The sequence below is a fragment of the Shouchella oshimensis genome, from assembly GCF_002019765.1.
In the GTDB taxonomy this organism is placed as follows: Bacteria; Bacillota; Bacilli; order Bacillales; family Bacillaceae_D; genus Shouchella; species Shouchella oshimensis.
Genome location: NZ_KV917380.1, coordinates 2661662 through 2678192, shown reverse-complemented (window position 1 = coordinate 2678192; position 16531 = coordinate 2661662). Strand labels below are relative to the sequence as shown.

The window sequence follows — 16531 nt, the reverse complement described above, 5'->3', positions numbered from 1 at the left end:
TCTGTTATGATGAGGGAAAGGGGGAAGCGGAGTGGATCAAAGAGATAAACTAGTATATGCAAAAAAAGACTATCATGCTTTTTGTCTTGTGTTTTTAGGTATTGGTTTCTTTTTAACTGTGGGTTTATGGCTTCCAGAACCCTATCGAATTGAAACAACGTTGGCATTAGCTGTTATTGTAGGCGCCTGTCTTGTTTTTTCCAGTGGCTGTTTTGTATTCTCTTGGCTAGCAAATATGCGTTTACAACGATTAAATAATAAAGAATAAAAAAAGCTGTCCCAAAAGTCCTGTAGCAGACTTGACGGACAGCTTTTTTATAAAGGCGGAAGCCCTTGTTTTATGATTTTATATGCTCTAGAAATTCTTGTAAGATACGAGCAGTTAACCCCCATATAATATGCTCTTTATACACATAAAAAGATTCTGGTGTACTATAGCGCTTGTCTTGATAAGCGACGGCATTGGCAATACGATCGATAGGAAAATCTTTTCCAGGCTTAATGATAACATCTACATAGCCAATTTCAGGCGGTGTAGAGAGTAGTACGGCTACTGGAACGGTAAACCAATCTTCTACTTCAGCTGTGTTCGGTTTAATCTCATCTAGTGAATCAATATGCGCAACGAAAGGATGAATGAGGCCACGCCGAGGAGATTCGATTTTATTTAGAGAAGAAAGAATCGTTACTTTCTCTTGTTTTATACCAAACTCTTCATGGAATTCTCTTAAAGCAGCGGCTTGCGCATCTTGATCATCTCGATCAATTCGACCTCCAGGAAAACAAGTCTCACCAGGTTGAGCATGTAACGTTAATGCTCGTACTTGGAATAAAATATGAAGTTCATCTTTTATGGAAACAAGGGGCAAAAGTACGGCAGCATCACGCACATGGTTTTTCTTTTGAGGTGTTGAAAGCTTCTGTTTAATTTCTTCTAAATTCACAATACCCTCCAACTGAAAAATACTGTTAGATCTTGTTACAATCTCAATGAAATCGTTTGGATCATCCATTATAGTAATACATAAGGAAAGGATATAACCCTTGCTTTCTAATTGTTCTTTCTTGTCTCTCTCCCCAATTGGGCGACCCTATTATGTGGTCGCCACTTTTTTTTGCTTAATAAATAAGAGAAAGAAACTCTTCTTTACTAATAGATCCAAAATATGCTTTTAAATCCGTCGAATCAAGTACCTGAGCTAGCTCATTAGCATCGTAGCGCTTGCCAACGAGTTGTTCCTCAAGCCCACTCACATCAGCTACCCCAAAAAAATCACCAAAAATCTTACAGTCACTTATAACGCCTTTTTTAACATTTAAGCGTAAGTCAATGGTTCCAATTGGAAATCGTTTTGACCGCTGAATATCAAAGGCTGGAGATTTCCCATAATTCCAATCCCAACTTTGATAACGCTCAGAAGATAATGCGTTAATTTCTTTCCATTCCTCTTCAGTTATCACATGCTCTGGAATGTCTTCCTGCCCATTGAAAATGTATTGTAAAAGCATAGACTTAAACTCTTCCATCGTCATCGGCTGTTTAAGAAACTCAGAAATATTTGCCACTCGACTTCGGATAGATTTAATTCCTTTTGATTTTATCTTATCATCCTTCACACGAAGCGCAGAAACGACGTTTTCAATTTCAGATTGCAACATTAATGTACCGTGAGAAAACATTCTTCCTTTTGTTGTAAACTGGGCATTACCAGAGATCTTTCTTTCTCCAACTTGAATGTCATTTCTACCACTTAATTCAGCCTGGACGCCAAGCTGTTTTAATGCTTGTACAACGGGCTCCGTAAATTTTTTGAAATTATGAAAAGAATCTCCGTCATCCTTTGTAATGAAGCTAAAATTTAAATTTCCTAAATCGTGATAAACCGCGCCACCTCCTGAAAGGCGACGGACCACATGAAGGTTGTTGTCTTTCACATAATCGAGGTTAATTTCTTCAAATGTATTTTGATTTTTACCAATAATAATGGACGGTTCGTTAATATAAAATAAGAGGTAAGATTCATTAGGGTCAAGGTTTTTTAATGCCCATTCTTCAATTGCTAAATTGATCCGAGGATCTGTAAGATTGTTGTTATTAATAAACTTCATAGTAGAACTCCCTTCCGTACTCGTACACTTACTAGTATACTCATTTTACTCCGGTAAATCGAGGGATTCGTTTCCTTCTAAATATGTATCGTAGTGAAAGTTTCTTTGCAAGCAGAACAAATAGAAAATTAACAACTCTGTTAATATTCCTGCTTACTTTGTGACATTAAAATGGAAAAATCCCGCAACGTTATTAGCCAGTTTCGTATTCTTTAAAGCTTCACGACCAAATCTTATGTCTCATGTATAATCACTTTTGAATTTGATTCAAAATCTGCTCTAGTACTTCTTTTTGCGACATGTCGTTAGTAAATAGCATTTCTCCCTGCACTTCAAGGTAGTCCTTGGCAGTCCACCAGGCACGTAAAGATTCTTCGCCAAATTCCGCCTTTTTAGTACGAGTGTTGTGACGTTCGACTGTTTCTTCAAAAGATAAATCGAAATAATATATATATGCCTCTTGATTATAGTATTGGATTAAGTTTTTAAGCATCTCACCATATCGAATTTTATTAAAAATTCCTTCTACAATTACAAATTCACACTTACCTTTTCCGTATTCTGCAATCCTGTATATTAAATCAATTGATGGATTTCCGTCTCTATCGTGAACCTTTAACATATCACGACGAACAACATCTTGAGAAACCAAAAGAGTTCCTTGCCCTAAATGATTCTGAAGGCATTTTGCAGTTGTAGTTTTTCCACTCCCTGAATTGCCCCTTAAGATAATTAACTTGGTTTTCATAAACTACCCTCTCCATTATGTGTTTTTGTAACAACATATTAACACTTTAAACTAAGTCTATTTCTTAACAACTCTTATACTCTACTATGACATAGCAACGTTTAGATGCAACTTAAAAAAGTTGGATAAAAAAGTTCATAGGCAACGTACCTGACAAGGTCTAGGTGAATACACTAGTTCTAGAAAAAGGAGTGAAAGAAATGAATACTTTTTACAATGGGTATTTCCAGTATCCATATCAAACAAACACGACGCAATATGATACCGATCAATTGAATAGAAATTCATACGAAGTTTCCAATGGATTTGTACCTCATCAAACAAATGAGTATCAGCAGATGCATCACGTACAACAAACGAACAATGGACACTCTCATATGCATTCGAATCAACAGTCATATGCTCAAGCAAATACTCAGCATTTTCAAGGAGCATTAAAAGATCAATGCCAACAAATGAAAGATCACCATGTCGAATTAAAGATGTCTGATGGTCAATCCGTAGACGGAATTTTAACAGAAATTCGCGAGGATGGCGTTATGCTGTTAGTGGGCGAAGACACCCATCATGAAGAAGGTCGTCAATATGGCGGTTGGAGATTTCGTCGGTATCGCCCACGGTTTTTCCCCTTTGGTAGATTTGGCGGTATAGGATTTTTTCCGTACTTCTATCCCCTTTACTTTTTCTAACTAAAAGTGTATTGGGCTAAAACCTGATACACTTTTTTATAAATCAGTGAGATATTAAAAAAGAGGTTTCAGGAACAATGTTAGGGGGCTTGCGAATGGGTCCCCTTACGATCTATCAACACCGAGCACAATTTTTTTACAATAATGATGAACTGTACGCTCATTCTTTAATCAGGGCTATTTTTACTGGGGAGCATTTGCTTCCACTCTAAAGAGACAAACCCCCTTGAGAAACAGGCTGTGCTTATACATATATGTAAAGAGTACTGTAGCGTTTTGTCTCGAGTTTTATCAAAAAATAAAAAAGCAAGGAGGTTAATTCCCCTTGCCACGGCTGTGCTTATAAAATTCATGAAATAACTTCATTAGTGCTCGTTTCTCAATCCGGGAAACATAGCTTCTAGAGATTTTTAATTCTTTCGCAATTTCTCTTTGGGTACGCTCCTCCTCCATATTTAAACCAAAGCGACCAATGACCACCTCTTTTTCTCGCTCATCTAACACATGAATGTATTCATAAATTTGCTTTTTTTCCATTTCCGCTTGCAAAATGTCAACGATATCGTCTGCATCCTCTTGTAAAATATCGATAAGAGAAATTTCATTGCCTTCTTTGTCCGTTCCAATGGGATCATGAAGAGATACGTCTTTCTTTACTTTTTTTAATGCTCGCAAATGCATGAGAATCTCCGTTTTGATGTCACAAAGTAAACGGAAATATTTAACATGAGACTACCTATAAGGTGGTCTTTAATTTTTATTTTGTTCTGCTTGCCATCTTAAATATTTAAGGTGCTTAGCAAGTTCCTGTCTTTCCTCTTCGGTAATTTCTCCGTATTCATCATCAAAGTAAACTTTCTTCTTGTCGCTATTATCTCGCAGATCGTTAGCTTCGAGTAAATAACCTGCATTTGTATATAAATCAATTAATTCCACTTTTAAATGCTTAGACAAAGTAGACAAAGTTTCCATAGATGGTTTTTGTGTTCCGTTTTCAATACGCGCAATGGTTCCATTAGATAAACCACTTGCTTCTGCTAATTGACGTTGGCTTTTAAATCCACTTTCTTTTCGGAGCTTGGCAATGTATGTACCGAGTTTTTTAGCTTCCATAATAAACACCTCTATCAATGTTATAAGCTTATTTTAGCAGTATTGTGTCGTACTTTAAACAAAAACATAGAGAAATCGAAAATTAACTGTTGCGTACAGTACACGTGTGTAGTAGACTAAACGTGTAGAGACGAAACGTAAGGAGAGGAGGTTTGAATTTGAAGATTGTTCTAGATATTGAAGCTTTCGAAAGAGCTCAAAAAGAAATGGGTCTCAATAATAGTGAGCTAGCAAGAAAGATGAAGATTTCTCGAAGTAGATTGTGGAGAGCTAAGCTACCTGTAACGCATTCAAATTTTTGTTACCCCGGTGAGGATTTTATAACTGGATCGTTATCAGTGTTCAAAGATAAAAAATTCGATGATTTATTTTTTTTATCGAATGTGTGTATTGGGTACACGGAAGTAATATAAGGGAGGGGCATAATTATGAAGGTCACTGTGTTGTATGGTCCACATTTTAAAGCGAATGTAAATCGTTGTTACGACTATTTAGTTAAAAGATACCAAGAAGAATTAAACAAACCAAACAAAAAGGAGGCTTAACTAATGGAAACTACATCAGAAATCAAACGCCGTTGCATAGCACTTGTTCAAGATGATTACTTAGATGGCTCGCCGCACACGCTCATTGATCGCTCATTTTTTAGAGACTTTGACCGTCTGAAAGGCGTTATCGCATTAGAGCTACACAAGCATGGATTTCGCACATTAAGCATTCAAGGAGATTTGTTAGTAACTAAATTTTAAAGAGGAGGTTGTAACATGGACAATCATTTTCAAAAGTTAGCAGAAATTGATGTATCAAAGCATGTTGAGAAGAAAGGGAAGTTCAGCTATCTATCATGGGCATGGGCAGTGGATCAACTCAGACGACATGATCCTAATGCAAAGTGGGAAGTTAAACGTTTCGATGATAAGCCTTTTATGAAGACAGAGCTAGGATATTTTGTAGAGGTAGAAGTCACAAGTAATGGCATTCCGATGTCTCAGATACACCCAGTATTAAACAACTTCAACAAGCCGATAGAGAAGCCTACTGCTTTCGATATCAATACGAGCATTCAACGTTGTTTAGTTAAAGCAATAGCGTTACATGGCTTAGGGTTATACATCTATGCAGGAGAAGATTTACCGATGGTGGATGAAGAAAAGCCAGGTGAACAGTTAATCGAGAATATCAAAAGCACAGCAATGGAATTGGCGGAATTACGCGGTACTGATTTAGCTACGGTCTTTGGAAAAATGAACATAACTGATTTAAGCCAATTGACTAAGGGGCAAGCAGAACAAGTTATAAAACAATTAGAGAATTGGTATACGCAAGCACAGAAAAAAGCGGTAGAAACCAATGAGGAACAAAAATAGGACGCTCCCACTACAAAGCGTCCTACTCAAAAACTGTTACGCCGATTATAACACAAATTAGAGCCAATGGAGGAACTAAATATGACTGAATTACAGAAGCAGGTTGAAGCAATTGTAAACGATGGTGAGCAGGCTGAGGACTTTACCGTATCAAATATGGAGGATGCATTGGTAGCTGACTCTCGCATCATGTACCACAAAGGTAAGCAACAAGATATTCAAGATATGATCGACAGTCAATTGGAAGCTCTCAAAAACAAGGAGAATCGCTTGAAAGAGTGGGCAGAAGAGGCTAAAAGACCTTATCCGGAATCCGAGCAATTTTACACGCATCGATTAGAGTTTTTCCTTCGAGAGCAATTGGAAGGTGGGCTGAAAAAGAAATCCATCGAACTACCAAACGTGAAGCTGAAAATGGTTAAACAACAGCCTGAATTTACGAAAGATGAGGACATGCTCTTTAAATATGCCAAGGCGAATGAAATGGTCAAGGTGAAGGAATCAACTGACTGGACTGCTGTTAAAAAGGCAGGGAAGGTTGTAGGAAACGTACTGATCGACGAGAACGGTGAACAGATACCGGGTGTAGAGGTAACGCCACGCCCTGACAAGTTTAGTCTTGAGGTGATCAAATGAGCGATAAGTCGAAGCAAATCACAAACGCTCAGTTGTTGGTAGATAGGATCATTTGCATAGGGCTAGGAGCGATTTTAGCTATTGGGTGGTTAAGCATATGAACGAAAATGACAAGTTCATCCGAAAAACTATAAGCAACTTTGGAATGGTACAGCAACAACAGTATGAAAAGGGGATCAAGAAGTACGGTGCTCCCTTTAACCCTGACCACTTTAACCAGCGTGAAGTATCAGCTCACGCATTCGAAGAGCTAGCCGATCTCCTTGTCTATGTCTATGGCATGTCCGAGAAACTTAGCAAGCAGGAACAGAAAATCAACAAGCTGCAGACATCTTTAAAGCTTGTCAGAAACGAAGCATTAAGGGAGTCGCCCGATCGTGATCGCATTAACCAATTGTATCGAGCCGCCCTCTCTCTAACGGATGTACACATGTTCTAACGCGGGTTTTATCGAGTCAGAATCATTTGTCTATTATATACAGCGGTTAGGGTACTAGCCGCTTAGTATGACCACACAATGCAGATCCTGCCACCAAACAAAAAAAGCGATCGCAATAGCGCCGCTGAATATTAATTAGTGTTTTTTGTTTTCTTAGGATCAAGCAGTCCTGAAATTAAGAAGCAAACTGCTAATCCAAAAGAAGGGATATAAAAAAGCGGGTTTGGTTCTAAGAGTAGCTTGATAATTCCAAGCATAAAAAAACTTGCAGAAGATAAGTAGTAGAACTTTTTCATAATATTCACCTCGGTATAAGTTACGAGAAGTACGGATTTTGGTTTCATTTAAATTTTGAGCTTAGTATCCATAAACTGTGGGGTAAATAAAAAAGCGTATGCCTAAGCACAGCTTTATTAATTAAATCTCTTTTTAATTTTTACTATTAAATAGTAAATAAGATTAGAAGTAATTAACAATAGCAAGACACCTAAAAAATTTATGGTAAAACTTCCACTATTGAAAGAAAAAGCTACTAAATGGTCGGTGTTAAATACCGTGCCTAGAAAAAGTAAGAGGAAATAAGATACAAAAAGAATTATAACTTGTAACAAGAGTCTCGTATTTTTTAATGTCATACAAACACAACCTTGCAGAGTAATTTCTATTAATCATAACATAAATTCTGTAGCGCACAGTATGACCAAACGAAGTCCATAAACTGAGAGGTTATCATTAGCACGTTTTCAAAAAAATAAGGCTTTAAAAACAGCCTTGAATCACGGTGCAAAATCGATTGTCCCAGTAAAAAGTAAGATTAACCAAAGTACGAACATTATAGGGAAAGATAAGGACAAAATTAAAGACAAAATCGGTATCAGTTTCTTTTCTGAAATTCTTATTGAGTAAATTGAGAGTAGCACACCAATTGCTGTAAGTGCAAAGACAATGTAATCACCGTAAATGGAACCAATCATTACTACCCTTGTAGGAGTGATGAAAGTTAATAACAAACATGCGATGCCAATAATTAACGCTATGTATTTTATGATAGTTCCTTTCTTTGTTAAAGCATTTGTGTTTTCCAATTGATGATCTCCTTTCAAGGAATCATTAAATATATTCTATTCCAAATCTTATGTCTAATATAACACAAATTTGATTTGGGAGTAATTAATTAATCAGACAGTATGACCAAACAGTGATAAGGAGGATTTACTATGCGAGAGATAAAGTTTCGCGGTTGGTACGAAAGCGAGAAATTAAAAACTATGGTGCAAGAGAGGGTAACAGGCGATTGCTTTCGATGGCTTAATGAAGGTCAGCCAATAACAATCATGCAATACACCGGACTCAAAGACAAGAACGGTACGGAGATCTATGAGGGGGATGTTTTACAGCCGTCTAATCGCGAGAAAAAGTACTACCGAGTTGTATTTGAAAACGGCTGTTTCGAACGAGAATACAAGTTTATTCAAAAGTACGAAGGTGAGGAGTGGTTGGAGACAAGGCTGTTTCCGATACATGCAAGGGGTCATATAGTTGCAGGAAACATCCACCAACACCCGGAGTTACTAAACAATTAGGCTACCTTCTTCCTTTTCCTTCTTTCTTTTGCCGTGTCATTGCAGTAGCCATGAAGCAAATCCCAGCAATGAGATAGATGAATTGTAGAAATGATGTGGAGCTGGATAAAAACATAATTCCACCAAGTAACAAAAACAATGTGCCTGCCAGATAGTATAAGTTTGTTCTCATTTTAATCACCTCACTAATTTATACGCTGGTGAAGAGAAGAAGTTTCATAAAAATTGGCTACTGCCACTAGGAGGATAAGAAATCATGTCATACGCAAAATTTAACCGTAATCCAGATTCATTTATTGATGAAGAAGCGTGGTTTGAAATTAGAGAAATTAGAAAAGAATCTAATGGTTCGGCAGAGTTATTATTAGAAGATTATGATCCGTTTGGTCGGGATTTTTGGATTCGTGCAGAAGACGCTCTAGAAATTCGCCAAAATTACGAAGAGCCAATAAAACCAAAGTCTGATGGTCAAATAACGAAATATCTTGGTAACGACCCAAATTGATACTGCCTATATAGGAGGGCTTAGAAATGATAGTCAAAGAGTTAATTGAAAAATTGTTAGATATGCCACAGGACAAGAGTATAAAGGTCTTTGACAAAGCGAACGATTGCGAGATACACATTGTTGATGTTGTAGAAGAAGGCGGAAGCGCTTGGATCGATATTAATGAATAGGGTGCCTATATAGGAGGGGAAACGCTTGAAATCAATATTTAAATACAACTTGAAATTGGTTCTTACACAAAATTTGGAATTGCCAGAAGGGGCAAAAGTTTTATCAGTTGCCAATCAGAAAGATCAATTAGTTTTATGGGCTATAGTCGATCCAAAAGTAAAGGAAATGGATGACTATACAGTCGTAATCGGTACGACAGGGGATCCATTACTTGATACAGCAAGTTATATGGATTTTATAGGAACTGTAATGTTTGATAATGACACGTTCGTGGCTCATGTATTTTGCGAGAAGCTATAGGAGGGGAAACGGAATGGCTGCTATAAGTCTAAAAAACGTTAAAGAGAAGCGATTTATGCCTTTCTTGAAACGTGGTATGAGAGTTGAAGTTGATGGAAAGATGGGCGTTGTTACAGCTGGTAATCGAAGTTTAAACATAAACGTCCGATTCGATGGCGAAAAGTATTCTGGCAACTGTCATCCGAAGTGGCGCACTAGATACTTTGATAAGAACGGTAATGTGATAGCTGATTATTGGGATTAAGGCTACTACTGTATAGGAGGAAGAGGGATGCGTAAATGTAAGAAATGCAAAGGAAGAGGATTTGTCCTAGCGCTTGTCTATAAGGGGATGTATAAAGGATCAGTTAACTCACCTGAATTTTGTAAGAATTGTTATGGAAAAGGTTTTATTTAACGCTCCCCTCTGTGGGGAGTATCACCTTTTATCCTCAACATTTTTAAAGAATCTAGGGAAAAGAAATACCCATGTTACGAATAGTCCGGAGGATAGGATAAGCGTATTTAACCATTTTGCTTCATCGTTAACAAAATAACCCATTGCAAAGTAAACGCCGCCACATAAGAGAGCCATTGTAAGTGCATAAGTCCATTTGTTAAAACGATCCATCGAATTCCTCCTGAATTTGGTTAACTAGAGTATCAAAATATTAATATAGCTATGAGAGTGCCTAAAAATCCTCCAAGTATCCAAAGGAATATATCCTTCTTGTTACGGGACGGTTTCTTATCATTATTGCTATTCATAAGTAGACCTCCAATAAGTTTAATCAGTCTAAGTTGAACGGCTCCTAAAGATTGTAATAGCAAAGTTCATCAGGACGACAAACGCTAGAGCTGACATTAATACAGGGTTATTAAATACAGATGTCCCATTAAAGGTGAGCAATATAATTAAAATACCTGCAACTGTGATAAAAGTAGTGACTGAGGTTTTTATTAATGCATCTTTCATTTTAATTACCCCCATTTCTATAGCTACATCTAGAAGTTAAGGTCTAATGAATGCTTCTAATTCATTACCCTTGGAGAGCGTACCAAAACATGGATTTTTGTTGATCTAAAATCGAACATACGTACTAAACTCATCACGAACATACATAAGATCAAAATAAAAAGGAGCTGATCACATTACCGTGCGCGCCCCTCCCTTCCAGTTAGATTAATTTCGCAACTGGACCTAAACATTTAATTTTCCGTATCTCCTTCCATGCTCATAAGGTCGGAGAGCTTGCAGTCAAAAAAGTCACATAAGGTTTGTATTGTTTCAAAATCTACTCTTGTTGTGTTGTTGTCGTAGATCTTCGTAAGAGTAGGACGACTAATGCCAGTCTTCTTTGCAAGATCGTTTATGCTTTTGATTCTGTTCTTGCCCATAAGAACGTGAAGATGGAATTGCACTTTTCGCATTGTAATCCTCCCTTCCAAATATGTTATCTAGATTTACAAATATGTTAAACCAAAAGAGCTTTTTATGCAAGTGATTTACCTAAAATGATAGTCTTATTTTACTATATTGTAATTGAAGATTTACAATAATGGTAAAGTGAAATATAATTATCTACAACAGGAGGTGAAAGAATGGCTCGTTTCAACTTGGAAGAAATGATGTCCAAAGCAGAAATCAAGTCCATTAGTGAACTAAGTTCAATATCGGGAGTTAGTAGACCAACACTACACAGTTGGAAGTTGAATCAGGTATCGAGAATTAACATACCTGTCGCGGAGAAAGTTTGCGAAGCTCTTAATTGTGAAATGGCTGAGCTCATTTCCCTAGATTGATTATAAGATCACTTCCGAGGAGGTGGTTAAGTGGACAAGTTGTAGCGATGAAGCTGTTCTCAATGGGATTGCAGCTTCGGAGCTAATACGAAACGAGCAAATGTGGCAGGTAATTCTCACTCGCCAATTTTGGAGAGCCAACCTATACCGACGAGAGTGTTATTGCTTGCAATCAATTATTAATTTACAAAAAGGAGTGATTTTGTGCAGGAGTTACTGATAAACACTACTCATGATGAAGAGTCTGGAGATTTATTTGTATCAGGAAGAGAATTGCACGAATTTCTGCAAGTGAAGACAAAATATCTTGATTGGTTTACAAGAATGGCAGATTACGGGTTTGTTAAAAATGTGGATTATTTTGATGTTACTCAAAAAAAAGTAACATCGCACGGACGAGAACATACAGTTTCTGATCATAAGGTACGTATAGATATGGCAAAAGAGATTTTAATGTTGCAAAGGACTGACATAGGCAAGAAAGCCCGTAAGTATTTCTTGCAATTAGAGAAAGCGTGGAATAGCCCTGAACAAGTGATGGCTAGAGCGTTGCAAATCGCAGATAAGCGAGTAAATAACTTGCAGTTGCAAATTGAAATGGACAAGCCATATACGACTTTTGGAAAGGCTGTCTCTACTAGTGATGCCCACTTGAATGTCGGAGCTTTTTGCAAGATGGTGTTTGAAGAAAAAGGTATCAGTTTTGGACGTAATAAGATGTTTAAGTGGTTAAGGGATAATGGATATTTGATTAAGACAGGAAGAGAAAAGAATAATCCTAAGCAACAATACGTTGATAGTGGGTGGTTCGTATCAGTTCCTACGCTAGTACAACGAACAGAAGGTGATGTTCAATCACTAACTACGATGGTGACTGGAAAAGGTCAAATTAAGCTTTTAGAAGTTTTGGACAAACAAAAAAGCCACTGCTGAGAACAGTGACTTAGAAATAACACGAACAAATATTAGGTACTAACAGTATACCATAAAAGGCTTGCTGTTAGTACAACTTTTTAGCAAATAGCAACTATTTTTTAAGGGGAGTTACAAATGGCTAAATTCAGAAAGGTACAAACGAAATTTTGGGATGATCCTAAAGTGACTGAGGAACTTACACCAGAGGACAAGCTGTTCTTCCTATATCTGCTTACAAACAAACATACAACTCAAACAGGCATCTATGAGCTTATGAAAAAGGTTGCGGCTTTCGAGATTGGTTATTCACCAGAGAGTATCAAGTCTCTATTTGATCGCTTTATCAACCATCACAAGTTAATTAAATACAACGATCTAACGAAAGAGATCGCTATAAAAAACTGGGGGAAATATAACCTTAATCGTGGAGGGAAGCCAGTTGAGGATTGCGTCAAAAAAGAGCTTTCTCAGGTCAAAGATAAAACGTTAATCGAGTATGTGAGTGATTCAATTGAAAATCAGAAGCTAAAAACCATCTACGATACGTATAGTAAGGCTTTCCACGATACGTACCACGATACGTCGGAAAAAATTCAACAAGAAGAAGAAAAAGAAGAAGAAGAAAAAGAAGAACAAAAAGAAGAAGAAAAGAAAAATCTCTATTTTGACTTCGTCAAACTTACGGAATCCGAACTTAACAAACTCGTTGATGACCTTGGAAAAGATATAACAAGAGAACTAATGATTAGGCTTAACGACTATATAGGCAGTACAGGAAGAAGATACAAAAGCCACTACTTCACAATAAAGTCTTGGTCTAGAAAAGGAGGCGTTAAGGTTGATTCAGGCAACAGCAAGGGCAATAAGCCAAGTGATGGAGCAGAATACGACGAACTTTCCCTCTAAAGACGGCGGGGCTGAATGTCCCCATTGCGGGGAGTTTATCCGCCAGATTGAAATAGAGATCATGAACAGAAAAAAGATTGTCCAACCGGTTTGCGAATGTGTGACTCGAAAAATGAAAGAAGAAGAGATTAAGAGAGAGCGATTTGTACAGGATAAAACAACTAAGCGTTTGTTTAATATCTCGACGATGGGTGAGAAATTCGCCAACTCAACGTTTGAAAGCTTCATTCATCGATCAGGAACGGAAAAGCCATTTAAAGCGGCGCGGAAATACGTGAATGAGTTTGAAGAGTTCGGCGGTACATCTTTAGGAATCTGGGGTAGCTACGGCAACGGTAAAAGTCATATAGCTGCAGCAGTGGCAAATGAATTAAACAGTAAAGGGCATACGGTTGTTTTCCAAACGACAAAAGATATGTTGGACAAGCTCAAGAGCACGTTTGGCGATAAGAGCAACTTTAAATACGACGAAGTGATAAGGGCATTGGTAACATGCGACTTGCTAGTTTTGGACGATATAGGGGCTGAAAAGGTGACTGAGTGGGTAGAAGAAACGTTCTTTGGCATCATAGACCACCGTTATCGAAAAAAGCGCCCAATCTTCTACACAAGCAACCTCAAGCCATCTGAACTGCATGAGAAGATCGGTGGACGTTCAGTGGATCGGCTAAGTGAAATGTGTATCACGATTGAAAATAAAGCAACGAGCTATCGAAAAGAGCTTGCGAAAGAGCGTTTAATAAACTTTGCGAAAGACTTGGAGGCATAAACCATGAAAGTACAAATTGAAGGAAACCTTTACCTAGAAAGTGACGAAACGCAATATTATCTCAAAGAATACTCAGGCAAGTTCGACAAGAAATCAGGAGCGCCGCTATATAAAATACTTGGCTATTACAGTAAGCCAGAGCAAGCCTTCCAAAAGATATTAAACATCTTGATTGCTAGTTCTGATGCCGAAACGTTAGAGCAATTAGTAAAAGATATCAAGCAAACAAGAGAGTATATAAAAACAACCTTATCAGTCAAAGCAGAGGGGGCATAAACCATGTGTAAATGTACAGTAGGTAAAAACATACCAGGGGGATGGTTAATAACCCCCTGCACCTGTAGCGAGTCAGATTACAAATATCAGCATTATCAAAATGTGACACGACCTAAACGAATGCGGCAAATAGCTGAATTGGAGGCGAGGTTACGTGAAGAAGAACGAGCAGCACTTGCCTAATAGAACGTGGGCAGAGCAAAAGATTAGCTTAAAAGAGGGCGCTTATGTGGCAGGTATCCAGTTCAACTATCTATGGTCCAGTTGGGAGAAAGCAGAATTTAAACGTCTCTGGAAAGAGAACAGGGGGCTTATGTTCATCGCTAAACGCTTCAATCGACGTTGGGAAGAGGTACTGGTGTTAGCGGCTGACTTAGTTGATCGAGGCGAGTTAAAAGCGAGAGAGCGAGCGTTTTTCCAGTGAAGAAAAGAATAGACCTGTTGCGAGAACAAACGGAAATCACATTTAACCACTGCAACAGTTGTCCATATAACAATTTGGAGAGTCATTCCAATTGTGAGGGCTGTGAGTACTTCAACAGACTTCGGAATATTGGGAATGATCTGTTATCAATAACGGCAAACAAACGAATCGATGAAGGAATCTCTTCATTGGAAATACAACGAGGTAGACTTCCTAAAGTCGTTTGTACTCTAAAAGTGGACGAATACCAGTTGCTTAAACGAAAGGGTTTAACGGATCCTGCGGTAGCAAAACACAACGGTTGTTCATTGCGTCAGTTGCAGAACTGGAAGCGCGAAAACAGATTGATTAATCAATAGTGGAGGTGTAACGATGCAAGACCTATCGCAACAACCAGTGAGGGCAGTCGCTAAACCAAAGCATAAGAGGCGGACAAGGCAGAGGGTGAACAGAGGGAAGTTCTCAGAGACTATACGGCAGCAGATTAAAGAGCATTTCCAAAACACTTGCCAAGAGTGCGGGAGATTAGGAGAGCACATCCATCACGTTAAGCCAAAAGGCAGCGGAATTGGCCGAGGAGTATTTACAAATGGTCTGTTGCTCTGTAATACCTGTCACATGCAAATACACGCTGAGCTGAGTCAAGAGAGGCTAAAGCATTGGCAAAGCGAGTTTGAATTTATGTACGGACCGTATTACTACATGGATGATGAGGACCTAAAGGCTCTGTGAGAGAGGAGATCCCGATGGATCAACTTAAACTATTTGAACAGCCGAACGACTACACGCAGCACAAAAAGTATATCAACGGCGTCTTTAAATCAAAAGACGATCTTATAAATGATTTGCGTAATAACGGTAAACAAAACATCTACAGAGTCTTGTCATTTGGTGGAGGTACCCAATCTGCTCACCTACTAGAAGATCACCTGCAAGGTAAGATCCATTACGACTTTATCGTTTTTGCGGATACGGGAGCGGAACCGCAATTTATACATGAGCAAGTTGCATGGTGGCAGGATCGTCAAAAGCAATTTAACAATCGTACACCGTTTATTATCGCCACTCACAACAGCATGGAGGGCGGTCTAGAAGAAATGCTGCACCGTTATATCCTAACGGACTATCAGCGCTTTCAGATGCCGGTTTATTGCAACACGATTAATGAGGATGGTCAAGAAGTAAAGGCAGGGATTATGCCGAGGCAATGCACTGTGGACTTTAAGATCGTCCCAGTAAAGCAAGCTGTACGCAGAGCGGTGTTAGGGCGGTTAAATCGCACAACAAAACAAAAAATGCCAGACAACATTGCATTTGTAATCGACATTGGTTTTTCATACGACGAGATTAATCGCATTAGCTTACAACAGTCACCGCAATTTAAATATATCTACCTAGCTTATCCTCTTGTAGAACAGGGGTTAACAACACAGGATAGCATTAAGTTCCTGCAAGACAACCAGTTACCAGAGAAGCGATCACGTTGTTACTTTTGCCCCTTTAACTGCGATAAACCTGAGATTGGCATGGATTGGGCAGAGATCATACATGAGGAGCCGTTATCGTTTTTAAAAGCCTGTTACTTTGACACGATGCTTCGCAACGTCGTTTTAAATGGGGGCAAGCGAATCAAGTCGATACCTTATTTTCACTACTCAAGACGTCCGCTCGCAGAGGTTTATGCAGCCGAATACAGCTATTACTTTAGACAATACGAAAGCGAGCTATCCAAATGGATTGGTGAGTGGTTGGACAAAATCGAACAGAAATACGGTCAATTAATTCCTGTATAGAGG

At 38.3% G+C, this 16531-nt stretch carries 29 protein-coding genes and 1 pseudogene; 20 read left to right on the top strand and 10 right to left on the bottom strand.

Annotated elements, in window-relative coordinates; translation table 11 throughout:
* Positions 1-31: 31 nt before the first annotated feature.
* On the top strand, positions 32-268 hold the full coding sequence (locus tag BK583_RS13570; protein WP_055737385.1) for a YrhC family protein: 237 nt from the start codon (positions 32-34) through the stop codon (positions 266-268).
* Positions 269-338: 70 nt separating this feature from the next.
* On the opposite strand, the gene BK583_RS13565 is transcribed toward BK583_RS13570, so the two are convergent.
* The 3 genes from BK583_RS13565 to BK583_RS13555 form a co-directional block, all read right to left on the bottom strand.
* Complete coding sequence (locus BK583_RS13565; RefSeq protein ID WP_160319317.1) at positions 339-944, bottom strand: NUDIX hydrolase; 606 nt, start codon at positions 942-944, stop codon at positions 339-341.
* A 175-nt stretch (positions 945-1119) separates the two neighbouring features.
* Positions 1120-2109, bottom strand: a complete 990-nt coding sequence (gene lplA / locus BK583_RS13560; RefSeq protein WP_055737386.1) for a lipoate--protein ligase — start codon at positions 2107-2109, stop codon at positions 1120-1122.
* Positions 2110-2359: 250 nt separating this feature from the next.
* A complete protein-coding gene (locus BK583_RS13555) occupies positions 2360-2857 on the bottom strand; it encodes a kinase (protein WP_055737387.1) in 498 nt (165 codons plus the stop codon).
* A gap of 200 nt (positions 2858-3057) precedes the next feature.
* Between BK583_RS13555 and BK583_RS13550 the strand changes: the two genes are divergently transcribed.
* Positions 3058-3546, top strand: coding sequence for a hypothetical protein (locus BK583_RS13550; protein ID WP_051667460.1), 489 nt, complete (start codon positions 3058-3060; stop codon positions 3544-3546).
* A gap of 315 nt (positions 3547-3861) precedes the next feature.
* Here the strand turns inward: BK583_RS13550 and BK583_RS13545 are convergent.
* A pseudogene (locus BK583_RS13545) lies at positions 3862-4245 on the bottom strand (sigma-70 family RNA polymerase sigma factor); the annotation flags it as partial.
* A gap of 51 nt (positions 4246-4296) precedes the next feature.
* Entirely contained in the window at positions 4297-4659 is a 363-nt protein-coding gene (locus BK583_RS13540) for a helix-turn-helix domain-containing protein (RefSeq protein WP_055737388.1), read from the bottom strand.
* Positions 4660-4817: 158 nt separating this feature from the next.
* Between BK583_RS13540 and BK583_RS13535 the strand changes: the two genes are divergently transcribed.
* From BK583_RS13535 to BK583_RS13515, 5 genes are all read left to right on the top strand, one after another.
* Complete coding sequence (locus BK583_RS13535; protein WP_055737389.1) at positions 4818-5072, top strand: hypothetical protein; 255 nt, start codon at positions 4818-4820, stop codon at positions 5070-5072.
* Positions 5073-5207: 135 nt separating this feature from the next.
* Positions 5208-5408 (top strand): hypothetical protein, encoded by a 201-nt coding sequence (locus BK583_RS13530; protein WP_055737390.1) that lies wholly within the window; start codon positions 5208-5210, stop codon positions 5406-5408.
* A 15-nt stretch (positions 5409-5423) separates the two neighbouring features.
* On the top strand, positions 5424-6026 hold the full coding sequence (locus BK583_RS13525) for a Sak single strand annealing protein (protein ID WP_055737391.1): 603 nt from the start codon (positions 5424-5426) through the stop codon (positions 6024-6026).
* An 81-nt stretch (positions 6027-6107) separates the two neighbouring features.
* Complete coding sequence (locus tag BK583_RS13520; protein WP_055737392.1) at positions 6108-6662, top strand: host-nuclease inhibitor Gam family protein; 555 nt, start codon at positions 6108-6110, stop codon at positions 6660-6662.
* A gap of 97 nt (positions 6663-6759) precedes the next feature.
* Positions 6760-7101: a hypothetical protein gene (locus BK583_RS13515; RefSeq protein WP_055737393.1), complete on the top strand. Its 342-nt coding sequence runs from the start codon at positions 6760-6762 to the stop codon at positions 7099-7101.
* 776 nt (positions 7102-7877) lie between these two features.
* Here the strand turns inward: BK583_RS13515 and BK583_RS13510 are convergent.
* Entirely contained in the window at positions 7878-8186 is a 309-nt protein-coding gene (locus tag BK583_RS13510) for a hypothetical protein (RefSeq protein ID WP_055737394.1), read from the bottom strand.
* A 132-nt stretch (positions 8187-8318) separates the two neighbouring features.
* Between BK583_RS13510 and BK583_RS13505 the strand changes: the two genes are divergently transcribed.
* Positions 8319-8684 (top strand): YopX family protein, encoded by a 366-nt coding sequence (locus tag BK583_RS13505; protein WP_055737395.1) that lies wholly within the window; start codon positions 8319-8321, stop codon positions 8682-8684.
* Position 8685: 1 nt separating this feature from the next.
* Here BK583_RS13505 and BK583_RS20780 read toward each other — a convergent pair whose 3' ends face one another.
* Positions 8686-8856, bottom strand: coding sequence for a hypothetical protein (locus tag BK583_RS20780; RefSeq protein ID WP_160319318.1), 171 nt, complete (start codon positions 8854-8856; stop codon positions 8686-8688).
* A gap of 84 nt (positions 8857-8940) precedes the next feature.
* Here BK583_RS20780 and BK583_RS13500 point away from each other — a divergent pair, with 84 nt between their 5' ends.
* The 4 genes from BK583_RS13500 to BK583_RS13490 are packed head-to-tail and all read left to right on the top strand — an operon-like array spanning position 8941 to position 9907.
* Complete coding sequence (locus BK583_RS13500) at positions 8941-9189, top strand: hypothetical protein (RefSeq protein WP_055737396.1); 249 nt, start codon at positions 8941-8943, stop codon at positions 9187-9189.
* A 26-nt stretch (positions 9190-9215) separates the two neighbouring features.
* Positions 9216-9362 (top strand): hypothetical protein, encoded by a 147-nt coding sequence (locus BK583_RS20775; protein ID WP_160319319.1) that lies wholly within the window; start codon positions 9216-9218, stop codon positions 9360-9362.
* A gap of 25 nt (positions 9363-9387) precedes the next feature.
* Complete coding sequence (locus BK583_RS13495) at positions 9388-9663, top strand: DUF7352 domain-containing protein (RefSeq protein WP_055737397.1); 276 nt, start codon at positions 9388-9390, stop codon at positions 9661-9663.
* A 13-nt stretch (positions 9664-9676) separates the two neighbouring features.
* Positions 9677-9907 (top strand): hypothetical protein, encoded by a 231-nt coding sequence (locus tag BK583_RS13490; protein ID WP_201785154.1) that lies wholly within the window; start codon positions 9677-9679, stop codon positions 9905-9907.
* Between the two features lie 174 nt (positions 9908-10081).
* Here the strand turns inward: BK583_RS13490 and BK583_RS13485 are convergent, their stop codons facing one another.
* From BK583_RS13485 to BK583_RS21410, 3 genes are all read right to left on the bottom strand, one after another.
* On the bottom strand, positions 10082-10273 hold the full coding sequence (locus tag BK583_RS13485) for a hypothetical protein (protein WP_055737398.1): 192 nt from the start codon (positions 10271-10273) through the stop codon (positions 10082-10084).
* 165 nt (positions 10274-10438) lie between these two features.
* Positions 10439-10618, bottom strand: a complete 180-nt coding sequence (locus tag BK583_RS13480; RefSeq protein ID WP_055737399.1) for a hypothetical protein — start codon at positions 10616-10618, stop codon at positions 10439-10441.
* A 233-nt stretch (positions 10619-10851) separates the two neighbouring features.
* Positions 10852-11073, bottom strand: coding sequence for a helix-turn-helix domain-containing protein (locus BK583_RS21410; RefSeq protein ID WP_055737400.1), 222 nt, complete (start codon positions 11071-11073; stop codon positions 10852-10854).
* 171 nt (positions 11074-11244) lie between these two features.
* Here BK583_RS21410 and BK583_RS21405 point away from each other — a divergent pair, with 171 nt between their 5' ends.
* The 8 genes from BK583_RS21405 (at position 11245) to BK583_RS13435 (ending at position 16528) form a co-directional block, all read left to right on the top strand.
* Positions 11245-11445 (top strand): helix-turn-helix domain-containing protein, encoded by a 201-nt coding sequence (locus tag BK583_RS21405; protein ID WP_055737401.1) that lies wholly within the window; start codon positions 11245-11247, stop codon positions 11443-11445.
* A 204-nt stretch (positions 11446-11649) separates the two neighbouring features.
* A complete protein-coding gene (locus BK583_RS13465) occupies positions 11650-12378 on the top strand; it encodes a phage antirepressor KilAC domain-containing protein (protein ID WP_055737402.1) in 729 nt (242 codons plus the stop codon).
* Between the two features lie 117 nt (positions 12379-12495).
* Positions 12496-13266, top strand: coding sequence for a hypothetical protein (locus BK583_RS13460; protein WP_055737403.1), 771 nt, complete (start codon positions 12496-12498; stop codon positions 13264-13266).
* A complete protein-coding gene (locus BK583_RS13455) occupies positions 13199-14035 on the top strand; it encodes an ATP-binding protein (protein ID WP_236702468.1) in 837 nt (278 codons plus the stop codon). Before BK583_RS13460 ends, BK583_RS13455 begins: the two co-directional genes overlap by 68 nt.
* Before the next feature lie 3 nt (positions 14036-14038).
* Positions 14039-14311, top strand: coding sequence for a hypothetical protein (locus BK583_RS13450; RefSeq protein ID WP_078440182.1), 273 nt, complete (start codon positions 14039-14041; stop codon positions 14309-14311).
* 154 nt (positions 14312-14465) lie between these two features.
* The gene (locus BK583_RS13445; protein ID WP_055737404.1) at positions 14466-14735 is read left to right on the top strand and encodes a hypothetical protein; all 270 of its coding nucleotides are present in this window, start codon (positions 14466-14468) and stop codon (positions 14733-14735) included.
* Between the two features lie 372 nt (positions 14736-15107).
* Positions 15108-15467 carry an HNH endonuclease gene (locus BK583_RS21400; protein WP_055737405.1) on the top strand — a complete coding sequence of 120 codons (360 nt, stop codon included), beginning with the start codon at positions 15108-15110 and terminating at the stop codon, positions 15465-15467.
* A 14-nt stretch (positions 15468-15481) separates the two neighbouring features.
* The gene (locus BK583_RS13435; protein ID WP_236702469.1) at positions 15482-16528 is read left to right on the top strand and encodes a hypothetical protein; all 1047 of its coding nucleotides are present in this window, start codon (positions 15482-15484) and stop codon (positions 16526-16528) included.
* Positions 16529-16531: the final 3 nt, after the last annotated feature.